Genomic DNA, 22,360 nt, shown 5'->3' on the forward strand with positions numbered 1-22,360 from the left:
GCAAAAGAGAGTAATAGATCAGAACGGCCGATCGCCGTCAAGCACTGAAAATAGCAAAATCAGGTGCGGAATGACGGATAGAACCTGAAAAGCAGTCCCCAACTCAATGCCTAAACCTGGTTCAGTACAGACCAACTCGGTCATCAGCCCCCTCAATGTAGGGGCATTTGGTTGTTAATTTTCCACTCAAAACGACAGTTTGGGATAGGATAGCTCATGAGAGGTCGTGTTTGTACAATGAGGAATGCTACATGATGCCCTATGCAACCTATCATCCTAGTAGTGACGCAGCAGCTACTGCGAACTATCTCCTGGAAGCCCTTGGTATTCCTTGTGACCCACTAGGAGCACATCAATGGATCGTGGCTGGCGTAGCACCGGACATAGTCTATCGTCTTGCGGAATTGATGAAGACGGATGTGGGGACGGTTTGCCAGTGGGCTGATATTGGCCAGAGTACACTGGCCCGCAAGCTCCGGATTGCTGCCCCCTTATCAATATCGCAGGGTGCCAGGGTATACGGAGTGGCGCAGGCCCTCGATGCGGCACTCGTCTTTCACAGGAACGATACCGTCAAGACACTGTCGTGGTTAAACCGCACCGCCTGGGGCCTCGGTGGCGTAGCCCCAGCTAAATTGTTGGCTACACCAATGGGGGTTCAGGCTGTTGTCGATCTAGTGGGACGGATTCGGCATGGGGTGTGCCTATAAATTTAGGCAGCCTGCGGCCTCATCTTTCAGTTCAAAAAAACATCACGATAGTTTTTTTCAAATTTTTTCATTTTAGCCACTTGAAAAATACTGAAAACTGTCCATTTACTAATTATGAGAACAAAAGACTTTTTTAAACATTCCGCTGCTTCGCAGCGAAGATAAACCAGTTTTACTACTTCCCCACATACTATTTTATTAGAAGCGACACTCGCATTAGCATTGCAAACATGTCAAGCGTTTAATACGCAGGTTCAAACCTCATGTTGTCATTACTTAACTAAGTGTCAATTCTCGTATGAGTAGAATCAAGACAGAAAAACAGCCATAATAAAATATGGTTATTTTCGCACCTATGGTGCGGGCTAAACAGACAAAAGTTCCACCTTATAATTAGCATCTATTGTTTTTCATTAAACAGCCACTATTTATGGTGGCTGCCATGAATAATTAAAAATATTATTGATGATAACACTACCACCAGGTTAATAAATTACGCCCTGTCAATGCACCCCACACTATGGCATTCAACATCAGAGCAATGAAGACAGCCGCAGAGCCCATGTCTTTAGCTCGACCAGAAAGCTCATGATGCTCTGACCCTATTCTGTCTACTACTGCTTCAATAGCTGAGTTCAGGATCTCTACAATCACAACCAGCCAACTTATAACCATTAGGAGTAGTATTTGATTTAAACCATCTCCGACAAAAAACGCCAGAGGCATCAACAGCACAATGAGTAGCAGTTCCTGACGAAAAGCCGCTTCATGTCTCCAAGCTGAAGAAAGCCCCTTCATACTATAATTGGTGGCATGAATGATTCGGGTAATTCCAGTTGCACCAGGCTTTGCCAATTTAGCTTCCTCTTTCTGATATGCCCGTTAAAAATTTCAACCATGAAATACACAGACAATAGTAATAAACCTATTATTTAACAGATTATTGGGGGCCTGAGCCCCCAATAATGTAATTTATTGAACATTACGACATTGACTGAAAATATCTAGACCCTTTTCGTAAACTGATGTTTTGACGTCCCAGATACCCAATACAGATGAGAAAATATTATCGTGTGAGTAACGAGTATCAGCGGCTTTCTGCTGCAAACACGCCATATCAACGCCTTTCTCTTTGGTAAATCCAGGTGACATCCACACCTGCATAGGAACACGGGTCTGATCATCCGGTGCAAACTTGTACGGTGTACCGTGTAGGTAAAGCCCTAATGCTCCCAGTGATTCACCATGATCGGAGACGTAGAGCAACGCGGTGTTGTACTTATCTTCGTAGGTTTTCAACTTGGCAATCATCTCTCCAATCACGAAATCGGTGTAGCGGATGGTGTTGTCATAGGTGTTGGTGAGCTCTTCATCTGTGCAGTTTTCAATATCACTGCGTGGACAGTCAGGGGTGAACTGACGATGAGCATCAGGGTAGCGCTTGTAGTAGGTTGGGCCATGGCTACCTATCAGGTGGAAGCCAACCAGCTTATCCCCTTTCATTTGAGCAATTTCACTATCGAGGTCTTGAAGGACAACCTCGTCATAGCATGTGTTTTTATCGCAGAACTTAGGGTGATCCTTTGGTTCGATTTCGATGTTAGGTACTCGGTCGCAGACGCCTTTGCAGCCTCCATCGTTCTCCTTCCAAAAAATGGAGATCCCCGTTTTTTGCAACACATCTAGCAGGCCCTCGCTATTGCGAGCGCGATTATCATCAAACTCCTTTCTCCCCATATTGGAGAACATGCAGGGGACGGATACAGCGGTTGCTGTCCCGCAGGAGCGGACATCGTTAAAGGAGATCACACCACCAGACTTACTTGTGAATGGGTTGGTATCTTTCTCATAGCCATTCATTGAAAAGTTCTTACCACGAGCAGTCTCACCAACAACCAGGAACATCAATGTTGGTTTGTCCTTTTTCGTAACCCGTGTGGCATCATCACCTAAAGTAACAAAAGGAATGGGCTCTGCCATATAGCGTCTATACAGGTACTTACTGGTGCTATACATGAAGTTAGCTGGAACGATTTCACGATTTAGAGTCTGATTGTTACGACCAATTGATGCGTAATCTTGGTAGTACAAGGCAGCAATTATCCCAACTATTACCAAAGAGAAAAACATAGATAACAATCGCTGGGCGATACCTTTGTACCAGGTAGATGCATACTCAATTTTCACAAAAAATATCAATGCTGCGGGTAACAAACCGGTCAAAATAACCCAGATTATTATTGGAGCGTTAACGTATGCAAAAGCTTCGCTTTGGTTTGTTTCAAATATATTCTGGATCATATCACCATCAAACAACACACGATATTTCATCATGGTGTAACTGGCGATAGAACCTGTAACAAACAGGAATGCAAAGAACGGCTTCATCAGAAAGCGGATCGAGAATGGCATGAAGACGAAGTTTAATGCAGCAACAAGTAGGAATGGGATTGAAACTACAAACCCTATTTTGAAGTGCTCGATGTTAGACAATATGTCATAGAAATGGAGCAGAACGGGCCAGTTCAGCAAAAATGCGAAGACCAAAGCCAATAGCAGTACAAATGGAACAACTTTTATTCTGACAGCTGAAAACATAACAATTACCTGTTAAACGTCTATTTCTATAAAAACCACTTCATTAAAATATCAACGATTCGCAACTCAATTATTCCGACATTGCTTAAAGATATCTAATTCTTGTTCGTAGATAGCCGTCTTCACATCCCATATTCCCAGGACAGAAGAAAATATGTTGTCATGAGAATAGCGATTGGCTGCGGCATTTTTCTGCAAACATTCCATATTCATGCCTTTTTCTTTGATGAAACCAGGTGACATCCACACCTGCATAGGAACACGGGTCTGATCATCCGGTGCAAACTTGTACGGTGTACCGTGCAGGTAAAGCCCTAATGCTCCCAGTGATTCACCATGATCGGAGACGTAGAGCAACGCGGTGTTGTACTTATCTTCGTAGGTTTTCAACTTGGCAATCATCTCTGCAATCACGAAATCGGTGTAGCGGATGGTGTTGTCATAGGTGTTGGTGAGCTCTTCATCTGTGCAGTTTTCAATATCACTGCGTGGACAGTCAGGAGTGAACTGACGATGAGCATCAGGGTAGCGTTTGTAGTAGGTTGGGCCATGGCTACCTATCAGGTGGAAGCCAACCAGCTTATCCCCTTTCATTTGAGCAATTTCACTATCGAGGTCTTGAAGGACAACCTCGTCATAGCATGTGTTTTTATCGCAGAACTTTGGGTAATCCTTCGGTTTGATCTCGATGTTAGAAACTCGGTCGCAGACGCCTTTGCAACCGCCATCGTTCTCCTTCCAAAAAATGGAAACCCCCGTTTTCTGCAACACATCTAACAAGCCCTCGCTATTACGAGCGAGATTGTCATCAAACTCCTTTCTCCCCATATTGGAGAACATGCAGGGGACAGATACAGCGGTTGCAGTCCCACACGAACGAACATCATTAAAGGAGATCACGCCACCAGATTTACTGGTAAATGGATTGGTGTCTTTCTCATAGCCATTCATCGAGAAATTTTTACCACGAGCGGTTTCACCAACAACCAGAAACATCAACGTGGGCTTACTTTGATTAGTATCCCGTTTTGCATCATCACCTAAAGTTGTAAATGGGATTGGTTCAGCAAGATAACGATTGTAAACGTATTTAATGGTACTATTAACGAAATTGGCTGGAACAATTTCACGCTGGAGGTTTGAATTGTTTCGCCCCACTGACACATAATCTTGATAGTATAGTGCTGCAATAACCGCAATCACTATAAGTGATGTAAACATCGATAGGGCACGAGTTATAATCCCTTTGAACCATTTTTTCTCATATTCAATTTCAACAAAGAAAAGTAAAATGGCAGGGATAAAGCCAGCAATAGTAACCCATCCTATAATTGGTAAGCTTAAATATGCTAAGGCCTCATTTTGATTGGTTTCAAAAATATTCTGAATCATGTTTTGATCAAACAAGACTCTATACTTCATCATTGTGTAACTAACGATTGCACTAAGTGCGATCAGAAGTGCAAAAAAAGGCTTTACTAAATACCGTATCGAAAATGGAACAAATACAAAGTTAAGCGCTGCAACAAGCAATATTGGTAATGAAATGGCGAAACCAAACTTAAAATCTTCTAATTTGTAAAGGATTTCGTAAAAATGGAGAACTCCACGCCAGTTCAGCATAAATGCAAAATACAGTGCCCAAAAAAATATAAGCGGAACAATTTTTATTTTTATAAGGGAAGGCATACTTACTCCATTAATAGCCCAACAATCACTTTCTAACGAGACATCTTGTCTTTATGTTGAAAATGAATGGTAACAAAGATGTACGTGAGCTTAATTGGCATTTTGTCATTTACTGATAAAAATGTGATCTTAATCACAAATGTCTTATCCGAAATGATACACAGCTAAAATTAAGGAAGTCTTAAGATGCGCTTCGTTCAGCTTTCTATCGCTTGAAAGCCAATAGCAAGACACCGCCAGCGATCATGCCAATGCCCAACCATTCTCTGACCGATGGCCGTTCACCAAGGAAAGTGAAAGCAAAAATTGCAACCAGGACAAGGCTGAGCTTGTCTACTGGGGTAACCTTAAAAGCCTCACCAATCTTTAGTGCTCGAAAGTAGCAGACCCAAGAAGCGCCTGTTGCTAAACCTGACAGAGTAAGGAAAATCCAAGTTTTTGGTGTTAGACCAAAAGGGTTGGCCCACTTCCCTGTGTAAGCAATAAATGCTGATAAAACAACGATGATCACTCCTGTGCGGATCAAAGTTGCAAGGTCAGAATCAACCCCCTCCACCCCTACCTTCGCAAAAATTGCAGTCAGAGCAGCAAAAATTGCAGACAAGAAAGCCCAGTAGAACCACCCAGTTTGTGAGTCCATTTGACACTCCACAATTCGCTACGCATCAATGTTAAATTTTTTCACATGGCGCCATCCAGCTTAAGTGTTTCTTAATAAATCCCTGACACTCTTTCATAGACGGCGATTCGTCTAAGGAAAGTGCGAACAAGTATCCCAAGAACAAAAAATGAAAATTTTAGTCATTTAATATCAATGGGTTACCAGTAAATGCTCTCGTGCCATATGACTTATTCGCACCTTCCTTTTTACACTTTTAACCTACCTAGGTCTAGTGTAGTTCACAAATCACCCACCTGTAAGTGTAAAAATAAAAAAAACCCAGTGAAATCACTGGGTTGTTCTTTTTTGTGCCGTTTATTATGACACTTTATAATTTTCCGTCCGTTAGAACGGAATATCGTCATCGAAATCCATCGGCGGTTCGTTGTAGACCGGCGGGGCAGATTGTGGCTGCTGGGCCGGACGGCCGTAACCGCCTTGCGGTTGCATGTTCTGCTGCGGGGCAGCAGGACGTTGCATGTTCTGTTGCGGTGCAGCCTGTTGCGGCTGGCCCCAGTTGCCCTGGGATGACTGGCCGCCCATGCCCTGGCCACCGCCCTGCGGACGGCCACCCAGCATCTGCATCACACCGGTGAAGCTGTCGACCAGCACCTCGGTGGTGTAGCGCTCCTGGCCGCTCTGATCCTGCCATTTACGGGTCTGGAGCTTGCCTTCCACATAGACCTGGGAGCCCTTCTTCAGGTACTCGCCGGCCACTTCGGCCAGCTTGCCCATGAAGACGACACGGTGCCATTCAGTGCGCTCTTTCTGCTCACCGGTCTGCTTGTCGCGCCAGGTATCGGAGGTGGCCAGGGTGATGTTAGTCACGGCACCGCCGCTCGGCATGTAGCGCACTTCCGGGTCTTGCCCCAGGTTACCGATCAGAATGACTTTGTTGATGCCTCGACTGGCCATAATCTCTCTTCCACCCTTATGTATACCGGCCAGGCCAGATGCCTGGGCCCATTCAATAATGCGTTTGTTTGCAACGAGATGCGCGCCCTGGACGGGTGTCATCTCTCTATCAGTGTCCTGGCTGCGCCGGAGCTTGCCGGCAGAGGCGTCATGGATCGGCCGCAGCGTTTGGCCGCCATAGTACCAGTTGACGGGCATGAGCGCACATCTTCCCTGCCACTGTGGCGTCAATGGATCGCCACAGCCTGAGTAACTTACCCGAGGTAAGGTGTCACCAGCAAGGGGAGGAGGCTGGGGCAGGCTGCGTGAAGAGGGCGGAGCTGTTATGGTGCGCACCGGCACTACTTGACCCCCCAAATGGGGGGGGCGTGCTAGCCAATTGTATTGGCTGGAAAATTGCTGGGCTTCAAAGGAGCCACCGATGCGTCTAATACTTTTTTAATGCTGCAGCCAGGAGGGGGATTGGTACTCTTCCTTGCCAAAAAGCCCCGACTCGAATGTGCAAGGAAGTTCTCTTGATGACGCCCGACTCCCTCCTGGTGCTGATCACCGAAAATAACGCACAAGCCTCCCGTTTCCAGCGTCACCTCAGTGAAGAGCTTGGTCTGCCCATCTTGCTGGTGGGGGAGCTGAATGACCTGCCAGACGTTGCAGAGGGCGCCCCCAAAACCTTGCTGCTGATCGATCTGGACTACCTCAAGTCGACCCAGCAGGAGCTGTGGAGCAATGCCATCTGCCAGCGCTTTGGCGAGGCCAGTGCCGTGTTGCTCAATGCCCCGACCAGCACCAACAAAGAGCTGCTGCTGATGTGGCCCCATACCAGCGGGCTCTTCTTTCGTCAGGACACGCTGGACAGGTTGGTCTTCGGCATCCGCAAGGTGTTGCAGGGGGAGGACTGGATCCCGCGCCACCTGCTGTGCGACCTGGTGGACTACTACCGCAAGGGGAGCGGGCAACCTCAGCGTCAGCAGACGCTGCTGACCGCCCGCGAGCAGGAGATCGTGCGTCACCTGATGACGGGGGCCTCCAACACCGAGATCGCCGACAGCCTGTTCGTGAGCGAACACACCGTCAAATCCCATCTCTACAACGTCTTCAAGAAGCTGAACGTCAAGAACCGGTTGCAGGCGGTGAGCTGGGCCAAGGAGTATCTCTGAGGAAGGGGCACGGAAGGAAAGACTGTCTATTCATCCAGTAGTCTCTATGCCATACTGGCCCGCTCTGGTTCCCGTATCGAGCGCGCAACAAGATGGAAAAAATCGTGATCCGGGGTGCCCGCACCCACAACCTCAAGAACATCAACCTGATCCTGCCACGTGACAAGCTGATCGTGGTCACCGGCCTGTCCGGTTCGGGCAAATCCTCCCTGGCGTTCGATACCCTCTATGCCGAGGGGCAGCGCCGCTATGTGGAGTCGCTCTCCGCCTATGCCCGCCAGTTCCTCTCCCTGATGGAGAAGCCGGACGTGGACCACATCGAGGGGCTGTCGCCTGCCATCTCCATCGAGCAGAAGTCCACCTCCCACAACCCGCGCTCGACCGTCGGCACCATCACCGAGATTTACGACTACCTGCGGCTGCTGTTCGCCCGGGTCGGGGAGCCACGCTGCCCGACCCACGCCATTCCGCTCGCGGCCCAGACCATCAGCCAGATGGTGGATCAGGTGCTGGCCCAGCCCGAAGGCGCCAAGCTGATGCTGCTGGCCCCCGTGGTGCGCAACCGCAAGGGGGAGCACACCAAGCTGCTGGAGAACCTGGCGGCCCAGGGTTACATCCGCGCCCGCATCGACGGCGAGGTGTGCGATCTGTCGGATCCTCCCGCCCTGGAGCTGCACAAGAAGCACACCATCGAGGTGGTGGTGGATCGCTTCAAGGTGCGCGATGACCTGGCCCTGCGCCTGGCCGAATCGTTCGAAACGGCGCTGACTCTCTCCGGCGGCATCGTGCTGGTGGTGCCGATGGACGGGGAGGATGGGGTTGCCCCCATGACCTTCTCCGCCAACTTCGCCTGCCCCGAGTGCGGTTACTCCATGTCGGAGCTGGAGCCCCGGATCTTCTCCTTCAACAACCCGGCGGGGGCCTGCCCCACCTGTGACGGTCTCGGGGTGCAGCAGTATTTCGATCCCGCCAAGCTCATCCATGATCCGGGCCAGAGCCTGGCCGGCGGCGCCATCCGTGGTTGGGACAAACGCAGCTTCTACTACTTCCAGATGCTCAAATCCCTGGCCGATCACTACAAGTTCGACCTGGAGACCCCCTGGGAGGATCTGCCGCTCAAGACCCAGGAGGTGATCCTGCGTGGTTCCGGGCGCACCGAGATCGAGTTCCGCTACATGAATGACCGCGGCGACGTGGTGGTGCGCAAGCACCCGTTCGAGGGGATCCTGCACAACATGGAGCGCCGCTACCGGGAGACCGAATCCAACGCGGTGCGGGAAGAGCTGGCCAAATACATTGCCAACAAGTCCTGTACCAGTTGCGGTGGCAGCCGACTGCGGGAAGAAGCCCGCCACGTCTTCGTGGACAATCGCAACCTGCCCGCCATCGCCGAGCAGTCCATCGGCGATGCCCTGGCCTTCTTCGAAGGGTTGAACCTGTCCGGTCAGCGTGCCCAGATAGCGGACAAGATCCTCAAGGAGATCGTCGAGCGGCTCGGCTTCCTGGTGAACGTCGGCCTCAACTATCTGAGCCTGTCGCGCAGCGCCGAGACCCTCTCCGGTGGCGAGGCGCAGCGGATCCGGCTGGCCAGCCAGATCGGGGCTGGCCTGGTGGGGGTCATGTACGTGCTGGACGAGCCTTCCATCGGCCTGCACCAGCGGGACAACGAGCGGCTGCTCAAGACCCTGACTCACCTGCGTGATCTCGGCAACACCGTGATCGTGGTGGAGCACGATGAGGATGCCATTCGCCTCGCCGACCATGTGCTCGACATCGGCCCGGGGGCTGGCGTGCACGGCGGTGCCATCGTCGCCCAGGGGACGCCGGAGGAGATCATCGCGAACCCCGAGTCCCTGACCGGTGACTACCTCTCCGGGCGCAAGCAGATCGCCATCCCGGCCGAGCGCACCCCGCTCACTGGCAAGTGGCTGAAATTGAAAGGGGCGAGCGGCAACAACCTGCGCAACGTCAACCTGGATCTGCCCATCGGCGTGATGAGCTGTGTCACCGGCGTCTCCGGTTCCGGCAAGTCGACCCTGATCAACGACACTCTGTTCCGCATCGCCCACCGCGAGCTGAACAAGGCCACCGAGTCCACGCCTGCGCCCTATCGCAGCGTCGAGGGGCTGGAGCATCTGGACAAGGTGGTGGATATCGACCAGAGCCCCATCGGCCGCACCCCGCGCTCCAACCCGGCCACCTACACCGGCCTGTTCACCCCGATCCGCGAGTTGCTCTCCGGCACCCAGGAGGCGCGTTCCCGTGGCTATCAGCCGGGCCGCTTCTCCTTCAACGTGAAGGGGGGACGCTGCGAGGCGTGCCAGGGGGACGGGGTCATCAAGGTGGAGATGCACTTCCTGCCGGACGTCTACGTGCCGTGCGACGTCTGCAAGGGCAAGCGCTACAACCGCGAGACCCTGGAGGTGAAGTACAAGGGCAAGAACATCCACGAAATCCTCGAGATGACGGTGGAAGATGCCCGTGCCTTCTTCGATCCGGTACCGGCGGTGGCGCGCAAGCTGCAGACCCTGATGGACGTGGGCCTCTCCTACATCCGGCTCGGTCAGTCCGCCACCACGCTCTCTGGCGGCGAGGCGCAGCGGGTCAAGCTGGCGCGGGAGCTCTCCAAGCGGGACACTGGCCAGACCCTCTATATTCTGGATGAGCCGACTACCGGGTTGCACTTCCACGATATCCAGCAGTTGCTCAAGGTACTGCACCAACTGCGGGATCGGGGCAACACCATCGTCATCATCGAGCACAACCTGGACGTCATCAAAACCGCGGACTGGATCGTTGATCTGGGCCCGGAAGGGGGCGCTGGTGGTGGCCGTATTCTGGTGACGGGTACGCCTGAGGAGATGAGCCGTTGCAAGGAGTCCCACACGGCGCGCTTCCTCGCTCCTCTACTGGAGAAATAAGCGTCACTCGAGAAAAAGGGGCCAGGGCCCCTTTTTTGTTGGCCGGTGGCGAGGTGCGCCGATCTGGCGCCCGGCCAGGGATGAGAGGGAGAAAAGAGGGACTCGTCCGGCAGACTCAGTGTGTCAGCATCAGGAAGGCGAGGGCGAACAGGAAACCCAGCAGAATGAAGAGGAAGGAACCTATCCCCCAGATGGCGGCAAGAATGCCGAGAATTTTGTCTTTGCGTGTCTGTGGTTTCATAAAATTCAAATTACAGCGTGGTTACATCGCATTAATAAAATACGCCCCGGGGCATAATTAAACAACAATTGAAAGGGAAGGTGCGAATAAGTCATATGGCACGAGAGCATTTACTGGTAACCCATTGATATTAAATGACTAAAATTTTCATTTTTTGTTCGTGGGATACTTGTTCGCACTTTCCCTAAATCAATAACCGGCCATTCACATCCTTTTATAGTTTTCGGGCTTGCAACATAGAAAGAAAACAAAAAAGGAATAAATTGTGATGAAAAAGATCCTTCCTCTGTTAATCGCAGCCGCTTTTGCTTCCCCCGTCGCCATGGCACATCAGGCCGGTGACATCCTGGTCCGTGGTGGCCTGGCGTTCGTCTCTCCCCAGACCAGCAGTGACAACGTGCTGGGGACGGGCGAGCTGGAGATCGACAGCAACATGCAGCTTGGCCTGACCCTCTCCTACATGTTGACGGACAACTGGGGTGTCGAGCTGCTGGCCGCGACCCCCTTCTCCCACTCGGTGTCGACTGCCGGCCTGGGTGAGGTCGCCAAGGTCAAACATCTGCCGCCGACCCTGATGGCGCGGTACTACTTCGGTGATGCCAACAGCAAGGTGCGCCCCTATGTGGGGGCCGGTATCAACTACACCACCTTCTTCGACGAGGAAGGGCGCGGTGCCCTGGCCGGGACGGATGTGAGCGTGGACTCCTCCTGGGGGATGGCGGGTCAGGTGGGCCTGGACATGGCGATCAATGACCGCTGGTTCGTCAACGCCTCCGCCTGGCTCATCGACATCGATACCGATGTGCATACCGCCGTGGGCACCATCAACACCTCCATCGATCCGGTGGCCTTCATGTTCGGCGTCGGCTACCGCTTCTGATGACAAACGTGGCCGGTGCACGGGCATGACAACAAGCATGTCTCTTTGGCCCGGCTCTGTTCGGGCCCTTTTCTGCCTGCCATGTCACGCCAACTGTGATCTGGCCCGCCATCGCGTCACGAACCGCTATTCCATTGCATCCCGCTGCCGATAACCTCGGCATTCACCCCTTTCCCCAACGAGTGAGGATGCCTCCATGGGTTTATCTATTGTGCAGCGGATCATCGCCGGCTTCGTGCTGATGCTGTTGTTGCTGGTTCTGCTCGGCTTCATCAGTATCCTGAAGATCCGGGGGATCAACGAGGGGCTCTCCCAGGTTTCTGATCGTGCCACCCCCCTGGTGATCGCGGTCGCCGGGCTCAAGGGCGCACTGCAGGACAGCAACCGCTGGGTGCTCACCTACAGAACCAGCGAGGAGGCGGCCCAGTTGCCGCAACTGGCCAGCCAGTTCAAGGCGCAGCAGGAGCGTTTCCTGGCCCAGAGCAAGGGATGGCCCGGTTTGACGGGGTGGCGGAGGCAAGCGAGCGGTTTCGCCAGGTCGACGGGGCGCCCCGCGAGTTCTACGGTCTGGCGGATCAGGTGCTGACCCAGCACGGTCAGTGGGTGGCCGCACTCGATCGGCGCCATGAACTGGAGCTGGCGTTCATCCGGCTGGAAGATACCTACCAGTGGGCCGCCGACCTGTTGTTGCAGCAGACCGCGAGCAAACGCTCCATGCGCAACAAGGCCGAACTCATCACCTCCGGCATTGCCCGGGATCTGAAAAACATCCGCCGGGCCGATGCCAAGACCGATCTCAATGAATTGGAGAAGGTGCTCGGCAAGGATATCGAGATGGCACGCAAACGGCTCGAACGGGTGCAGGTGCCCGATGACGTGAGGCAGCGTTTCATCGTCAACCTCGATCGGATGCAGGAGCTGGCCCTCGGCCCGAAAGGGCTGCTGGCGACCATGCGCAATGGCCAGCAATTGGCGGCCTCGCTGCAGTCCCTGAACCAGCAGCTCGACACCAGTCTGGTCAACAGCCTGGCGCTGCTGGACGAGATGGCCAAATCGGCGGGCAGCATTGCCAGCGCGAGCCGGGTCGGGGCGGATGACGCCGTCAGCAGCGCCAGCGCCTGGATCCTGATCGTGTCGGCCATCTCCGCAGCCGCCGCGCTCCTCATCGGTTACACCACAGCCCGCAGCATCCAGCGTCCGCTGCAACTCATCGATCGGGAGCTGGATCGCATGGCCACGGGTGACATGACCCGGCGCATCGACTACCAGAGCCGCTGCGAGTTTGGCAGCCTGACCCGCTCCATCAACACCCTGGCAGACAAGACTGGCGAGCTGCTCGCCCAGATCAATGCCGGCTCGCGCCATCTGGTGGACGAGGCGAGCCGCGCCGCCGAGATAAGCGAGCGGGCCATGTCACGGGTGCAGGATCAGAAGAGCCAGACCGATCAGGTGGCTGCCGCCATCACCGAGCTGGAGGTGAGTGCGACCGAGGTGGCGCGATCCACTGACGGCACCAAGCGTGAGGTGGACCTGGCGGACGAAGAGGCCCGCGCCGGACGCAAACAGGTGGCGACTACGCGCCAGATAACCGAACAACTGGCGGGTGCCATGGAAGAGGCGGTCGGCATTACCCACAAGCTGGGGGAATTCAGCGACAACATCGGCAGCATCCTCGACGTGATCCGCAGCATCGCCGAGCAGACCAACCTGCTGGCGCTGAACGCGGCCATCGAGGCGGCCCGGGCGGGGGACGCAGGTCGCGGCTTCGCGGTGGTGGCGGACGAGGTGCGGGCACTGGCGAACCGGACCCAGACCTCGACCGAGGAGATCCAGGCCATGATCGAGAACCTGCAAAGTTCCAGCAAGCACGTGGTGGCCGTGATGGCACGCAGCCAGGAGCAGACCCAGGATTGCGTGGCCCAGACCCGGGTGATGGACGAGGCGCTGCAATCCATTGCCGAGCGAATGAGCGCCATCAAGGCGATGGCGGATCAGGTGGCTCATGCCGCCCAGGAACAGATCTCCGTGAGTCAGGGGGTTGCCCGTCATGTCGCCGGCATTGCGGATGTGGCTTACGAGACCGAGCGGGAGGCGCGGGAATCGGCCAGCAGCAGTGAGGTGCTGGCGGATCTGGTCGCCAAGCAGCAGCAATTGATCGCCCATTTCAAGGTGTAGGAGGACTTATGGCTAACAAGTGGATCGGGGCCCTGAGTCTCCTGTTGTGTGGCCAGCTGATGGCCAGCGAGCTGGTGATAGAGAGCTGGCGCATTGATGACAAGGCCTTGTGGGAACAGAAGATCATTCCTGCATTCGAGGCCGCCCACCCGGGTATTGAAGTGAAATTCAACGGGGTGCAGAACGTCGAGTACATGCCGACCCTCTGGGCCAGCCTCAAGGCGGGCAAGGCGGTGGATCTCATCACCTGCCGCCCGTTTGACGACTCCCTGGCCCTGTTCAAGGCGGGCCATCTGGTGGAGCTGAGCGAGATGGCGGGGATGGAGAACTTCCCGAGCTTTGCCCAATCCCCCTGGCAGACCGACAGTGGCGCCCAGACTTTCTGCGTACCCATGGCATCGGTGATTCACGGCTTCTTCTACAACAAGAAGATTTTCAGTGAGCTGGGGCTGACGGTTCCCCAGACCCGCGAGGCATTCTTCGCGGCCCTGGACAAGGTGAAGGCGGATGGTCGCTATGTTCCCCTCGCCGTGAGCGGCTCGGAGAGCTGGGTTGCCTCCGAGCTCGGTTTCCAGAACATAGGCCCCAACTACTGGAAGGGGGAGGATGGTCGATTGGCGCTGATCGGGGGCCAGGAGCGCTTCAACAACCCGCAATACGTCAAGGTGTTCGAGGAGCTGGCCCGCTGGCGTGACTACCTGGGGGAGGGGGGTGAGAGCCGCGACTACGCCACCACCAACGAGCTGTTCACCTCGGGCAAGGCTGCCTTCTATGCGGCGGGATCCTGGGAGATTGCCCCCTTCACCGGCAAGGTGGACTTCGGTGTCATGCGCCCGCCCGTGGCAAAGCAGGGGGATGGCTGTTTCTTCACCGATCACACCGATATCGGTATGGGGATGAATCCGGCCAGCAAGAACAAGGAGGCCGCCATGACCTTCCTGCAGTGGCTGACCACTCCCCAGTTTGCCGAGCTCTATACCAACTCGCTGCCCGGCTTCTTCTCGCTCTCCAACCACTTCTTTGAAGCCACCAATCCGGCGGCCAGAGAGATGATGGAGTGGCGGGATCAGTGCGATTCCACCATCCGGGTTGCCACCCAGATCCTCTCCCGCGGCACTCCCAAGCTCGGGGATGAACTGGCCGAGGTGAGCCAGCAGGTATTGCTGGGAACCGTGGCACCCAAGGTGGCGGCCGATCGCCTGGAACAGGGGTTGAAAGGGTGGTATGCCCCCCATCAGGGCAACCAGGGCAAGGGACAGGAGTGTCAGTGTGAGGCGAGCGTGCCTGCCGTCCCTGTGTCGGGTGCCATCGGGACCGAGCCTGCTGCGCCTGTGGTGCCGGATGGACAAGCGCCCTCCGGAGCGAGCGCAACCCAGCCTCCGTCAGTACCGGTGTCCGGAGCCGTCGCTCCAGCGCCTCCTGCCGAAGTGGAGGAGGCGCTCGCCAGCGAACTGGAGGGGGCACAGCCCTGATGGTTCACCATGCAAAACGGGAGGCCTTGGCCTCCCGTTTTGCATCTGCGTGATGACCTGTCATTCCCGTGGCAAGCGGCACAGGCTGCCAATACGGGCCACCGGCACGAAACCCAGAGTGCGATAGACCCGCTGGGCGTGATAGTGCTCGTCTGCCACTATGATGAGCGAACTGGCCCGTGCCAGTCCCTGGCGTGCGACCTGGCTCAGCAACAGACGACAGAGCCCCCGGTTTCGCCACTCTGCGTGCGTGCGCACCAGTTGAAAGCGTCCCAGGGTGCCGGTGAAGAAGAGTCCGCAGCTGGCAACCAGTTGATCCTGGTGCCATAACCCCCACCACTGTCCGAGCCCGTCATCGATCATGGCCTGATAGAGCTGGCGGCGTGACAAGAGATAGGGAAGATAGCGCTCCTCCGAATGGGCGGGATCCCGCTCTGCCAGCTCGAAGGCGAGCCACTGATCCCAGTCCGCCGCGGTGAACGGGCGAGCCGGGGCCAGGTCGCTGCCGGTGGGAGCTTGCCACTCCATTGCACCCAGCGCCAGTACCACGCACTCCATGTATTGGTATCCAGCCGCCACGAACCCGGCGACCCGGCTGTTCTGGCCTGCGGCGAGGGGCCACTGGAAGGTACGGTGGCGGATACGGGGATCCCAGCCAATCAGCCTGTCGAAACTGGCCTCGAGCCAGCCCTTGTCACGATCGCTTGGGGGGGTGGGCAGCAACAGGTAGTTGCCGAAGTAGTAGTCTGGAGAGCCCGGGGTGCGCACGGTCCAGAACGCATCATGATCCGTCACCTCGCCCTGATAGCGATCGAACAGCAGATCGGTGGCAAAACCGGGGTGATCTTCCATGATGGGGCTCCTGCAAACGCTTGAATTGCTTATCGGCAGGCGGGGAAAGAAGTTAAAAAAAGGCCGGGAAACCCGGCCAAACAATCACACGCAGATTCAGAACGTCCAGGACGATCCGCCCGCATCATAGCGTGCCTGACAGCATTTTGGGATGGGGTCGCTCATTACTTAGGTTGAATTGCAAAATAAAAAAATCGGCAATCCCCCTTGTCGCTGACAAATCGGTATTGACTTTGATCCGTTTTCTCATAAAGATAGAAAGACGTTTAGACGTCCAAACATCCGTTTTGGCGTGAAGGAATGGGTTGCAGGACAGGGAGAGAGCAGATGGGATTTCACAGCGCGCGTCAGGTTGAGGCACTCAACCAGAGTTTGGCGGATCTGGGTGGCGACATATCGGTCAGTTTCGAGTTTTTCCCGCCCAACAGCGAAGGGATGGAGAACACCCTCTGGCAGTCCATCGAGCGCCTGCAGGTGCTGGAGCCCAAATTCGTCTCTGTGACCTATGGCGCCAACTCGGGCACCCGGGACCGCACTCACAAGGTGATCAAGGACATCAAGGAGCGTACCGGCCTCATCGCCGCCCCGCACCTGACCTGTATCGACGCCAGCCGTGACGAGCTACGCACCATTGCCCGTGACTACTGGAACAGCGGTATTCGCCATATCGTGGCCCTGCGCGGAGACTTGCCTCCCGGTCTCGACAAGCCTGACATGTATGCCACCGACCTGGTCGCCCTGCTGAAATCCGAAGCCGATTTCGATATCTCGGTCGCCGCCTATCCGGAAGGTCACCCCGAGGCTCGCAGTGCGCAATCCGACTTGCTGAACCTCAAGCGCAAGATAGATGCCGGTGCCAACCGGGCCATTACCCAGTTCTTCTTCGATGTGGAGACCTATCTGCGTTTTCGGGATCGCTGCGCCGCCATCGGTATCGATGCGGAGATCGTGCCGGGGATACTGCCGGTCTCCAACTACCAGACCCTGGCCAAGTTTGCTGGTTTCACCAATGTGAAAATCCCGCGCTGGATGCACCAGCGTTTCGAAGGGCTGGAAAACGATCAGATGACGCGCAACATGGTGGGAGCCAGCATTGCCATCGACCAGGTGCGTGTGCTGAGTCAGGAAGGGGTGAAGGATTTCCACTTCTATACCCTGAACCGCTCAGAGCTGACCTACGCCATCTGTCACACACTGGGTGTGAGGCCGAAAGGTCAGGCCTGATCCGCGGCTCTGATACAGAAAAGCCAATGAGTCTTCTCATTGGCTTTTTGTTTTGGGCGACAGTCAGGGCCGGGTTGGCTGGATCTCCCTGGGCTCGAGATCGATGACTGCATTGCCGGCGGCACCGGGATACTGGTGATAGCTCTGGTCCTGCTCCAGGGTATAGAAGGTGTCGAGGTAGTCGTCGTTGTTGGTCATCCAGGAGTCCGGGAGTGCCTTGACGATACGACCGCCGAGGTCGAGGAAGGGCAGGGCCTCGGGTACGCCGCCCGCAGTGAAGCCGAGTTTGAGTGCGTCAATCAGGAGGGCGCTCAGCTCCTTGTAATTGACGTTGTCATCCTGCTCCATCATGACCACGTCGACGGCTCCCCAGCGGTAGCGATCCCAATAGACCAGGATCTGGTTGGGGGTGTAGTCGGTGTTGTCGTAGTCGAGATAGGGCATGTCGACGATATCCACCACAGGCTCGTCCCTGCCAGGATTGACCCCGGCCACGACGGCATAGACCTCGGCGGCGCCCAGCAGCCAGGGCTCCTGATCATCGTTGAGCCTGATCTTCTTGAGAATGCTGGTCTTGAGGGGCGTGGTGTTGCTGGTGGCACGGGGCGTCACCTGCATGTCGGCGGCAGCCAGCGCCTTTCGCATCACCTTCAGGCCGGCATTCTTGGCTTTGACCGGATCGGCCTCCACCACCAGTACCGGCCGCGCCGGCGGCTGGTTCACATCGAGATAGATCGGGTTGCCGGCGCTGTCGAACGCCTCGATGGCGCTCCAGCTCTTTTCGTCACCACTTGGTATGTAGGCAACCAGTGGCTCCACCCCTTGTTGCAGTGCATCCGCCTGATCCGGATTGGCCAGCCGCAGTTGCATCAGCTCCCTGACCTCGCCATCCAGCCCTTGCCGACTGATGGCCGCCTGGTTGGCACCCCGAGCCTGACGCTTCAGGCGGGGGCTGGCCTTTTGCAGCAGGTTGGGCAGCGGGCTCTGGTATTCCTGACTGTTCAGGAGTGGCAGCAGGTTCTTCTGCTGCAGCGCGAGCTGGCGTGCCAGCTCCCGATCGGTGTCGGCAGCCTGGGCCGTGGTGGCGCCCAGCAGTGCCAATAACAAAATGACAGCCTGATTCCTCATCTTCGTTCTCCAGTATTGAGTCTGACCACGGCGCTTGTCGGGAAGGATCTGCGCCGTTTTGTCACTAGAAAGGAATAAGGTTCATATGTGAACGCTCTTCTCAGGATTATGTGCTGCGTCTCACTGGAGTCTCCCCAGATGGTCAGGTCAGGCACGGAGCCGGTTGACTTGATGCAATGTCACTCCGATCAGCAATCCCCAGCAGGCAGACCCGACCCCGAGCAGGGTGATCCCCGAGGCCGTCACGAGGAAAGTCAGTAGCGCGGCTTCCCGCTCCTCGTCCTGCAGCAAGGCGCTGTGCAAGCTGCTGCCTATGGTGCCGAGCAGCGCCAGCCCGGCCACGCAGGTGACCAGCACCGCAGGGAATGCGCTGAACAGGGCAACCACGGTGGCACCGAAACAGCCTGTGAGCAGGTAGAAACATCCAGCCCACACGGCAGCAGGCCAGCGTCGAGTGACATCGTGATCCACTTCCTTGCCCATGCAGATGGCGGCAGTGATGGCGGCCAGGTTGAAGGCATAGCCGCCAAACGGTGCCAGCAGCACGCCGATGAATCCGGTCCAGCCAATCAGGGAAGAAGTGGCCGGTTGATAGCCGTGGGCGCGCAGGATGGCAATGCCCGGCATGTTTTGCGAGGTCATGGTAACGAGAAAGAGCGGGAGTGCGATGCCGAGCAGGGCGTCGATGGAAAAGGCTGGCGAGATCCAGACCGGGGTGGAAAGTTGCCAGTGAACCTCGTTGAGTTGCAGCTCGCCCCTCAGGGTGCAGAGCAGCATGCCGGCCGCCAGGACCAGCACCATGGTGTAGCGGTGCCAGAGGTGGCGACCCAGCAAGAAAGCCAGTAGCAAGGTGCCAAGCAGCAGAGGATCTTGCGGTGCCACCTTGAAGAGATCCAGCCCGAACCTGAGCAAGACTCCGGCCAGCATGGCGGCCGCCAGTGGGGCGGGAATGTGACGCATCAGCCTGTCGAACCAGCCGCTGATACCGCAGAGGGTGATCAGCAGTGAAGAGATGATGAAGGCGCCGATGGCTTCAGCCAGACTGAAGTTCCCCAGGCTGGTGATGAGCAGGGCGGCACCCGGGGTGGACCAGGCCGTCAAGACAGGCACCCGGTAATAAAGGGAGAGGCCGATGCAGCTGACCCCCATGCCGATACCCAGTGTCCATAGCCAGGAAGAGACCTGGGCTGCATCGGCACCGGCGGCCGTGGCGGCCTGGATGATCAAGACGACAGAACTCGTGTAACCCACCAATACGGCGATGAGTCCCGCGACCATGTGGGGGAGGGCTAGGGGCATGGGAAACTTCCTTGTGGATGCTGATAGCTTGTGCGCTATTGCGTACAATGTGGTTTGGACTATAACGCTGTGCGTTATGGCGCACAATATGGTTCGAAGAAATCGGAGAATAGATGCAGGAGATGAGTCGCTATCTGGCCCAGCGATTGAAAGGGCTGCGCACTGAAAGAGGATGGAGCCTGGATATGGCCGCCCGTGAAACGGGGGTGAGCAAGGCCATGCTGGGACAGATCGAGCGAGGTGAATCCAGTCCGACGGTGGCAACATTGTGGAAGATTGCCACCGGTTTTCGGGTCTCTTTCTCCAGTTTCATTGAGCCGACACCAGCGGCACAGGGAGAGACGGTATACCGTATTGCCGATGATATTCGACAGCAGCCGGCGGGAGAGGGGATGCAGGTTGCCCCGCTTTTCCCCTATGAGGCCCGCTTTGGTTTCGAGTTGTTCGAACTGACCCTGCTACCTGGCTACCAGCGGGAGTCAGAACCCCATGAACCCGGAGTGACCGAACATGTCATCGTCATCAGCGGTGTGATGGAGGTACTGGTTGACGGGGCGTGGCGTTCCCTCGATCAGGGTGAGGCCGTCCGATTTGCAGCGGACCGTACCCATGGCTATCGCAATCTTGGGGTCGCTCCCGCCATCTTCCACAATCTGATCCACTATCCGGCCATGGCCACGCGATGATTAGCCGGGGCGGCCATCCGCCCTGGGACTGGTCAGTATGGGGGTATAAACCCAGATGAACAGACCGTAGGCGGCAACCCAGCTCCATCCGCTGAGGTTCCATCCCGTGAGGGTGAGATTTGGCCAAAAGAGAGGGAGCAAGACCCGCAACAGCGCGGACAGGATCACCAGTGCAAATGCCGCCGTGATCCTGCGTCCTATCTGCAGGGCTCTGCCACTGTGTCCGAGGGATACACGGGCTATCATCCCGAGGATCATGGCCCCCATGCTGCCCGCGCTGAACAGATGGCTGGCCAGTGACAAGGCAATCGGCCAGCCAGCCGTGCGTGCCGCCAGGGCGGTCAGCCCCAGTGGGATAAAGAGGTAGGCCAGGTGAAGCGACCACAGCAGGGGCTGGGCCAACGTGGTTCCGGGTCGCCAGCGCAGCTGCCTGTAGAGGTGAGCCCCTGCCGCCACTATATATAGAGGGAACATCTGAATTCCGATGACCCACTGTGTCGGGAGCACCAACCAGAGCAGCAGGATGAGCCACAGAGACGCGAGGGCAATGCGCTCCAGCCACGGCAGTGGTAATGCTTTTTCCGTCCCAGTGGCTCTGGCGGTAAAGAAGGGAATGACACGTCCTCCCATGACGGCAATCAGGGTCGTGAAGAGGAGCACGGTTGCAAGCAGGATATGTTCCACCAATGGCCATTCGGCATGCCACCGCCAGCAAGCGGTATTGAGCAGGGTCAACACGAGAAGCAGGGGAACAAAAAAGAGATTGCGCCACTGGCGCGTCACTATGATGGGTCTGGCGAGGAACCACGTACAGAGGGGCAACCAGGCCAGGTCCATGACCATCAGAGTGACATTGCTTTCTCCAAACCAGGGGAGCAGGCCTCTCGGGATGGCCCACAATCCCACGACCAGTGCCAGCGGCCAACCGCGTACACCTGGGTGAGCGGTCCAGTTCTGGACGGCGGTAAGCAGAAAACCCGCCACTATGGCGGCACCAAAGCCGAACAACATTTCATGTGCATGCCACCAGATAGGGTTGCTAATCCCGGGCAGAGCGAACCAGCCGTTGAGTTGCCCCAGCCAGCCCAGCATCGCCAAAGCCGAGAACAAGGCGCCAAACAGGAAGAAAGGCCGAAACCCGAGGCGGAACAGAGGAACGATTCTCTCCTCTTTGCGGCTATCCAGGATCTGGTGCATGAATGAATCCTTAATTGAACATTTGAAAAGCCAATTATAAAGTGGCTTTTCAAATGTTCAATTTAAATCCAATGACAGCCCGAAATGGTGGTGACGCGAACGAAACAGAACCGCTTTGCTGCATATCTGAGCGAACGGTTCTTCTCGGTGAAAAAGCCCTTGTCATCCCGGCGCGGCTCCCTATAATGCGCCCCTACCAGCACGGCGGACCACGCCGAACTGATGAGCCAGCTTCCTAGCGAAGTGGGCGGCGAAAGAAAAGCGAAAACAACCGCTTGACTTTCGAAGTGAGGAGCGTAAGATGCGCATCCTCAACGCGACAAGCGTGACGCTCTTTAACAATTTGAATCAAGCAATCTGTGTGGGCACTCACAGCATCGAGCATCAAAAACAATTTTTGATATCAATGTCTGATGAAGTGACCAAAGCAACGAAAGTTGCAGCAGTTAATTCAGCAATTCATTGAGCCGCCTTAACAGGCAACCAAACTTAAATTGAAGAGTTTGATCATGGCTCAGATTGAACGCTGGCGGCAGGCCTAACACATGCAAGTCG

18 protein-coding genes, 1 rRNA gene and 1 pseudogene are annotated in these 22,360 nt (G+C 55.8%); 10 read left to right on the plus strand and 10 right to left on the minus strand.

The genetic code is table 11. The features are described 5' to 3' along the window. Window positions 1-254 precede the first annotated feature (254 nt). Window positions 255-710 carry an antitoxin Xre/MbcA/ParS toxin-binding domain-containing protein gene (locus tag OKC30_RS11230; RefSeq protein ID WP_111874371.1) on the plus strand — a complete coding sequence of 152 codons (456 nt, stop codon included), beginning with the start codon at window positions 255-257 and terminating at the stop codon, window positions 708-710. A 474-nt stretch (window positions 711-1,184) separates the two neighbouring features. Here OKC30_RS11230 and OKC30_RS11235 read toward each other — a convergent pair whose 3' ends face one another. The 5 genes from OKC30_RS11235 to OKC30_RS11255 all read right to left on the minus strand — a co-directional run bounded on the left by OKC30_RS11235 (window position 1,185) and on the right by OKC30_RS11255 (window position 6,573). Beyond that, window positions 1,185-1,565, minus strand: a complete 381-nt coding sequence (locus tag OKC30_RS11235) for a diacylglycerol kinase (protein WP_039026395.1) — start codon at window positions 1,563-1,565, stop codon at window positions 1,185-1,187. 117 nt (window positions 1,566-1,682) lie between these two features. Continuing rightward, window positions 1,683-3,308: an MCR-3-related phosphoethanolamine--lipid A transferase gene (locus tag OKC30_RS11240; protein ID WP_101531736.1), complete on the minus strand. Its 1,626-nt coding sequence runs from the start codon at window positions 3,306-3,308 to the stop codon at window positions 1,683-1,685. 66 nt (window positions 3,309-3,374) lie between these two features. Further along, window positions 3,375-4,997, minus strand: a complete 1,623-nt coding sequence (locus OKC30_RS11245; RefSeq protein WP_257697591.1) for a phosphoethanolamine--lipid A transferase MCR-3.42 — start codon at window positions 4,995-4,997, stop codon at window positions 3,375-3,377. Between the two features lie 205 nt (window positions 4,998-5,202). Then, on the minus strand, window positions 5,203-5,637 hold the full coding sequence (locus tag OKC30_RS11250; protein WP_103261603.1) for an EamA family transporter: 435 nt from the start codon (window positions 5,635-5,637) through the stop codon (window positions 5,203-5,205). Window positions 5,638-6,003: 366 nt separating this feature from the next. Continuing rightward, the gene (locus OKC30_RS11255; protein WP_010674212.1) at window positions 6,004-6,573 is read right to left on the minus strand and encodes a single-stranded DNA-binding protein; all 570 of its coding nucleotides are present in this window, start codon (window positions 6,571-6,573) and stop codon (window positions 6,004-6,006) included. Between the two features lie 518 nt (window positions 6,574-7,091). On the opposite strand from OKC30_RS11255, the gene OKC30_RS11260 reads away from it, so the two are divergent. Both OKC30_RS11260 and uvrA read left to right on the plus strand, forming a co-directional pair. Beyond that, window positions 7,092-7,730, plus strand: coding sequence for a LuxR C-terminal-related transcriptional regulator (locus OKC30_RS11260; protein ID WP_160838128.1), 639 nt, complete (start codon window positions 7,092-7,094; stop codon window positions 7,728-7,730). A gap of 92 nt (window positions 7,731-7,822) precedes the next feature. Continuing rightward, complete coding sequence (gene uvrA, locus OKC30_RS11265) at window positions 7,823-10,651, plus strand: excinuclease ABC subunit UvrA (RefSeq protein ID WP_160838126.1); 2,829 nt, start codon at window positions 7,823-7,825, stop codon at window positions 10,649-10,651. A 115-nt stretch (window positions 10,652-10,766) separates the two neighbouring features. On the opposite strand, the gene OKC30_RS11270 is transcribed toward uvrA, so the two are convergent. Further along, window positions 10,767-10,892, minus strand: coding sequence for a hypothetical protein (locus OKC30_RS11270; RefSeq protein WP_010674215.1), 126 nt, complete (start codon window positions 10,890-10,892; stop codon window positions 10,767-10,769). 268 nt (window positions 10,893-11,160) lie between these two features. Between OKC30_RS11270 and OKC30_RS11275 the strand changes: the two genes are divergently transcribed. From OKC30_RS11275 to OKC30_RS11285, 3 genes and pseudogenes are all read left to right on the plus strand, one after another. After that, a complete protein-coding gene (locus tag OKC30_RS11275) occupies window positions 11,161-11,772 on the plus strand; it encodes an OmpW family outer membrane protein (protein ID WP_270809611.1) in 612 nt (203 codons plus the stop codon). 196 nt (window positions 11,773-11,968) lie between these two features. Then, window positions 11,969-13,947: pseudogene (locus OKC30_RS11280) on the plus strand (methyl-accepting chemotaxis protein). 8 nt (window positions 13,948-13,955) lie between these two features. Beyond that, window positions 13,956-15,419, plus strand: coding sequence for an extracellular solute-binding protein (locus OKC30_RS11285; RefSeq protein ID WP_270664426.1), 1,464 nt, complete (start codon window positions 13,956-13,958; stop codon window positions 15,417-15,419). A gap of 60 nt (window positions 15,420-15,479) precedes the next feature. Here the strand turns inward: OKC30_RS11285 and OKC30_RS11290 are convergent, their stop codons facing one another. Beyond that, window positions 15,480-16,271: a GNAT family N-acetyltransferase gene (locus tag OKC30_RS11290; RefSeq protein WP_043156071.1), complete on the minus strand. Its 792-nt coding sequence runs from the start codon at window positions 16,269-16,271 to the stop codon at window positions 15,480-15,482. Window positions 16,272-16,598: 327 nt separating this feature from the next. Between OKC30_RS11290 and metF the strand changes: the two genes are divergently transcribed. Further along, on the plus strand, window positions 16,599-17,495 hold the full coding sequence (gene metF, locus OKC30_RS11295; RefSeq protein WP_010674220.1) for a methylenetetrahydrofolate reductase: 897 nt from the start codon (window positions 16,599-16,601) through the stop codon (window positions 17,493-17,495). Window positions 17,496-17,558: 63 nt separating this feature from the next. On the opposite strand, the gene OKC30_RS11300 is transcribed toward metF, so the two are convergent. Both OKC30_RS11300 and OKC30_RS11305 read right to left on the minus strand, forming a co-directional pair. After that, window positions 17,559-18,623 (minus strand): DUF3103 family protein, encoded by a 1,065-nt coding sequence (locus OKC30_RS11300; protein WP_042879160.1) that lies wholly within the window; start codon window positions 18,621-18,623, stop codon window positions 17,559-17,561. A 147-nt stretch (window positions 18,624-18,770) separates the two neighbouring features. Then, a complete protein-coding gene (locus OKC30_RS11305) occupies window positions 18,771-19,922 on the minus strand; it encodes a benzoate/H(+) symporter BenE family transporter (protein ID WP_234888616.1) in 1,152 nt (383 codons plus the stop codon). Window positions 19,923-20,035: 113 nt separating this feature from the next. Here OKC30_RS11305 and OKC30_RS11310 point away from each other — a divergent pair, with 113 nt between their 5' ends. Next, window positions 20,036-20,608, plus strand: a complete 573-nt coding sequence (locus OKC30_RS11310; protein ID WP_010674223.1) for a helix-turn-helix domain-containing protein — start codon at window positions 20,036-20,038, stop codon at window positions 20,606-20,608. On the opposite strand, the gene OKC30_RS11315 is transcribed toward OKC30_RS11310, so the two are convergent. Then, complete coding sequence (locus OKC30_RS11315) at window positions 20,609-21,805, minus strand: NnrS family protein (RefSeq protein ID WP_143236983.1); 1,197 nt, start codon at window positions 21,803-21,805, stop codon at window positions 20,609-20,611. 301 nt (window positions 21,806-22,106) lie between these two features. Here OKC30_RS11315 and OKC30_RS11320 point away from each other — a divergent pair, with 301 nt between their 5' ends. Together OKC30_RS11320 and OKC30_RS11325 are read left to right on the plus strand one after the other, a co-directional pair. Then, window positions 22,107-22,271, plus strand: a complete 165-nt coding sequence (locus OKC30_RS11320; protein WP_164882878.1) for a hypothetical protein — start codon at window positions 22,107-22,109, stop codon at window positions 22,269-22,271. A 25-nt stretch (window positions 22,272-22,296) separates the two neighbouring features. Then, a 16S ribosomal RNA gene (locus OKC30_RS11325) occupies window positions 22,297-22,360 on the plus strand; the annotation flags it as partial.

Origin of the sequence: Aeromonas sp. QDB18 (assembly GCF_027705325.1) — a bacterium.
In the GTDB taxonomy this organism is placed as follows: domain Bacteria; phylum Pseudomonadota; class Gammaproteobacteria; order Enterobacterales; family Aeromonadaceae; genus Aeromonas; species Aeromonas caviae.

Excerpts from the sequence above, each read along its gene's own strand:
- OKC30_RS11230 (WP_111874371.1), top strand. The coding sequence starts at position 255 with ATGCCCTATGCAACCTATCATCCTAGTAGTGACGCAGCAGCTACTGCG.
- OKC30_RS11240 (WP_101531736.1), bottom strand. The coding sequence starts at position 3,308 with ATGTTTTCAGCTGTCAGAATAAAAGTTGTTCCATTTGTACTGCTATTG.
- OKC30_RS11245 (WP_257697591.1), bottom strand. The coding sequence starts at position 4,997 with ATGCCTTCCCTTATAAAAATAAAAATTGTTCCGCTTATATTTTTTTGG.
- OKC30_RS11250 (WP_103261603.1), bottom strand. The coding sequence starts at position 5,637 with ATGGACTCACAAACTGGGTGGTTCTACTGGGCTTTCTTGTCTGCAATT.
- OKC30_RS11255 (WP_010674212.1), bottom strand. The coding sequence starts at position 6,573 with ATGGCCAGTCGAGGCATCAACAAAGTCATTCTGATCGGTAACCTGGGG.
- OKC30_RS11260 (WP_160838128.1), top strand. The coding sequence starts at position 7,092 with ATGACGCCCGACTCCCTCCTGGTGCTGATCACCGAAAATAACGCACAA.
- uvrA (WP_160838126.1), top strand. The coding sequence starts at position 7,823 with ATGGAAAAAATCGTGATCCGGGGTGCCCGCACCCACAACCTCAAGAAC.
- OKC30_RS11270 (WP_010674215.1), bottom strand. The coding sequence starts at position 10,892 with ATGAAACCACAGACACGCAAAGACAAAATTCTCGGCATTCTTGCCGCC.
- OKC30_RS11275 (WP_270809611.1), top strand. The coding sequence starts at position 11,161 with ATGAAAAAGATCCTTCCTCTGTTAATCGCAGCCGCTTTTGCTTCCCCC.
- OKC30_RS11285 (WP_270664426.1), top strand. The coding sequence starts at position 13,956 with ATGGCTAACAAGTGGATCGGGGCCCTGAGTCTCCTGTTGTGTGGCCAG.
- OKC30_RS11290 (WP_043156071.1), bottom strand. The coding sequence starts at position 16,271 with ATGGAAGATCACCCCGGTTTTGCCACCGATCTGCTGTTCGATCGCTAT.
- metF (WP_010674220.1), top strand. The coding sequence starts at position 16,599 with ATGGGATTTCACAGCGCGCGTCAGGTTGAGGCACTCAACCAGAGTTTG.
- OKC30_RS11300 (WP_042879160.1), bottom strand. The coding sequence starts at position 18,623 with ATGAGGAATCAGGCTGTCATTTTGTTATTGGCACTGCTGGGCGCCACC.
- OKC30_RS11305 (WP_234888616.1), bottom strand. The coding sequence starts at position 19,922 with ATGCCCCTAGCCCTCCCCCACATGGTCGCGGGACTCATCGCCGTATTG.
- OKC30_RS11310 (WP_010674223.1), top strand. The coding sequence starts at position 20,036 with ATGCAGGAGATGAGTCGCTATCTGGCCCAGCGATTGAAAGGGCTGCGC.
- OKC30_RS11315 (WP_143236983.1), bottom strand. The coding sequence starts at position 21,805 with ATGCACCAGATCCTGGATAGCCGCAAAGAGGAGAGAATCGTTCCTCTG.
- OKC30_RS11320 (WP_164882878.1), top strand. The coding sequence starts at position 22,107 with ATGCGCATCCTCAACGCGACAAGCGTGACGCTCTTTAACAATTTGAAT.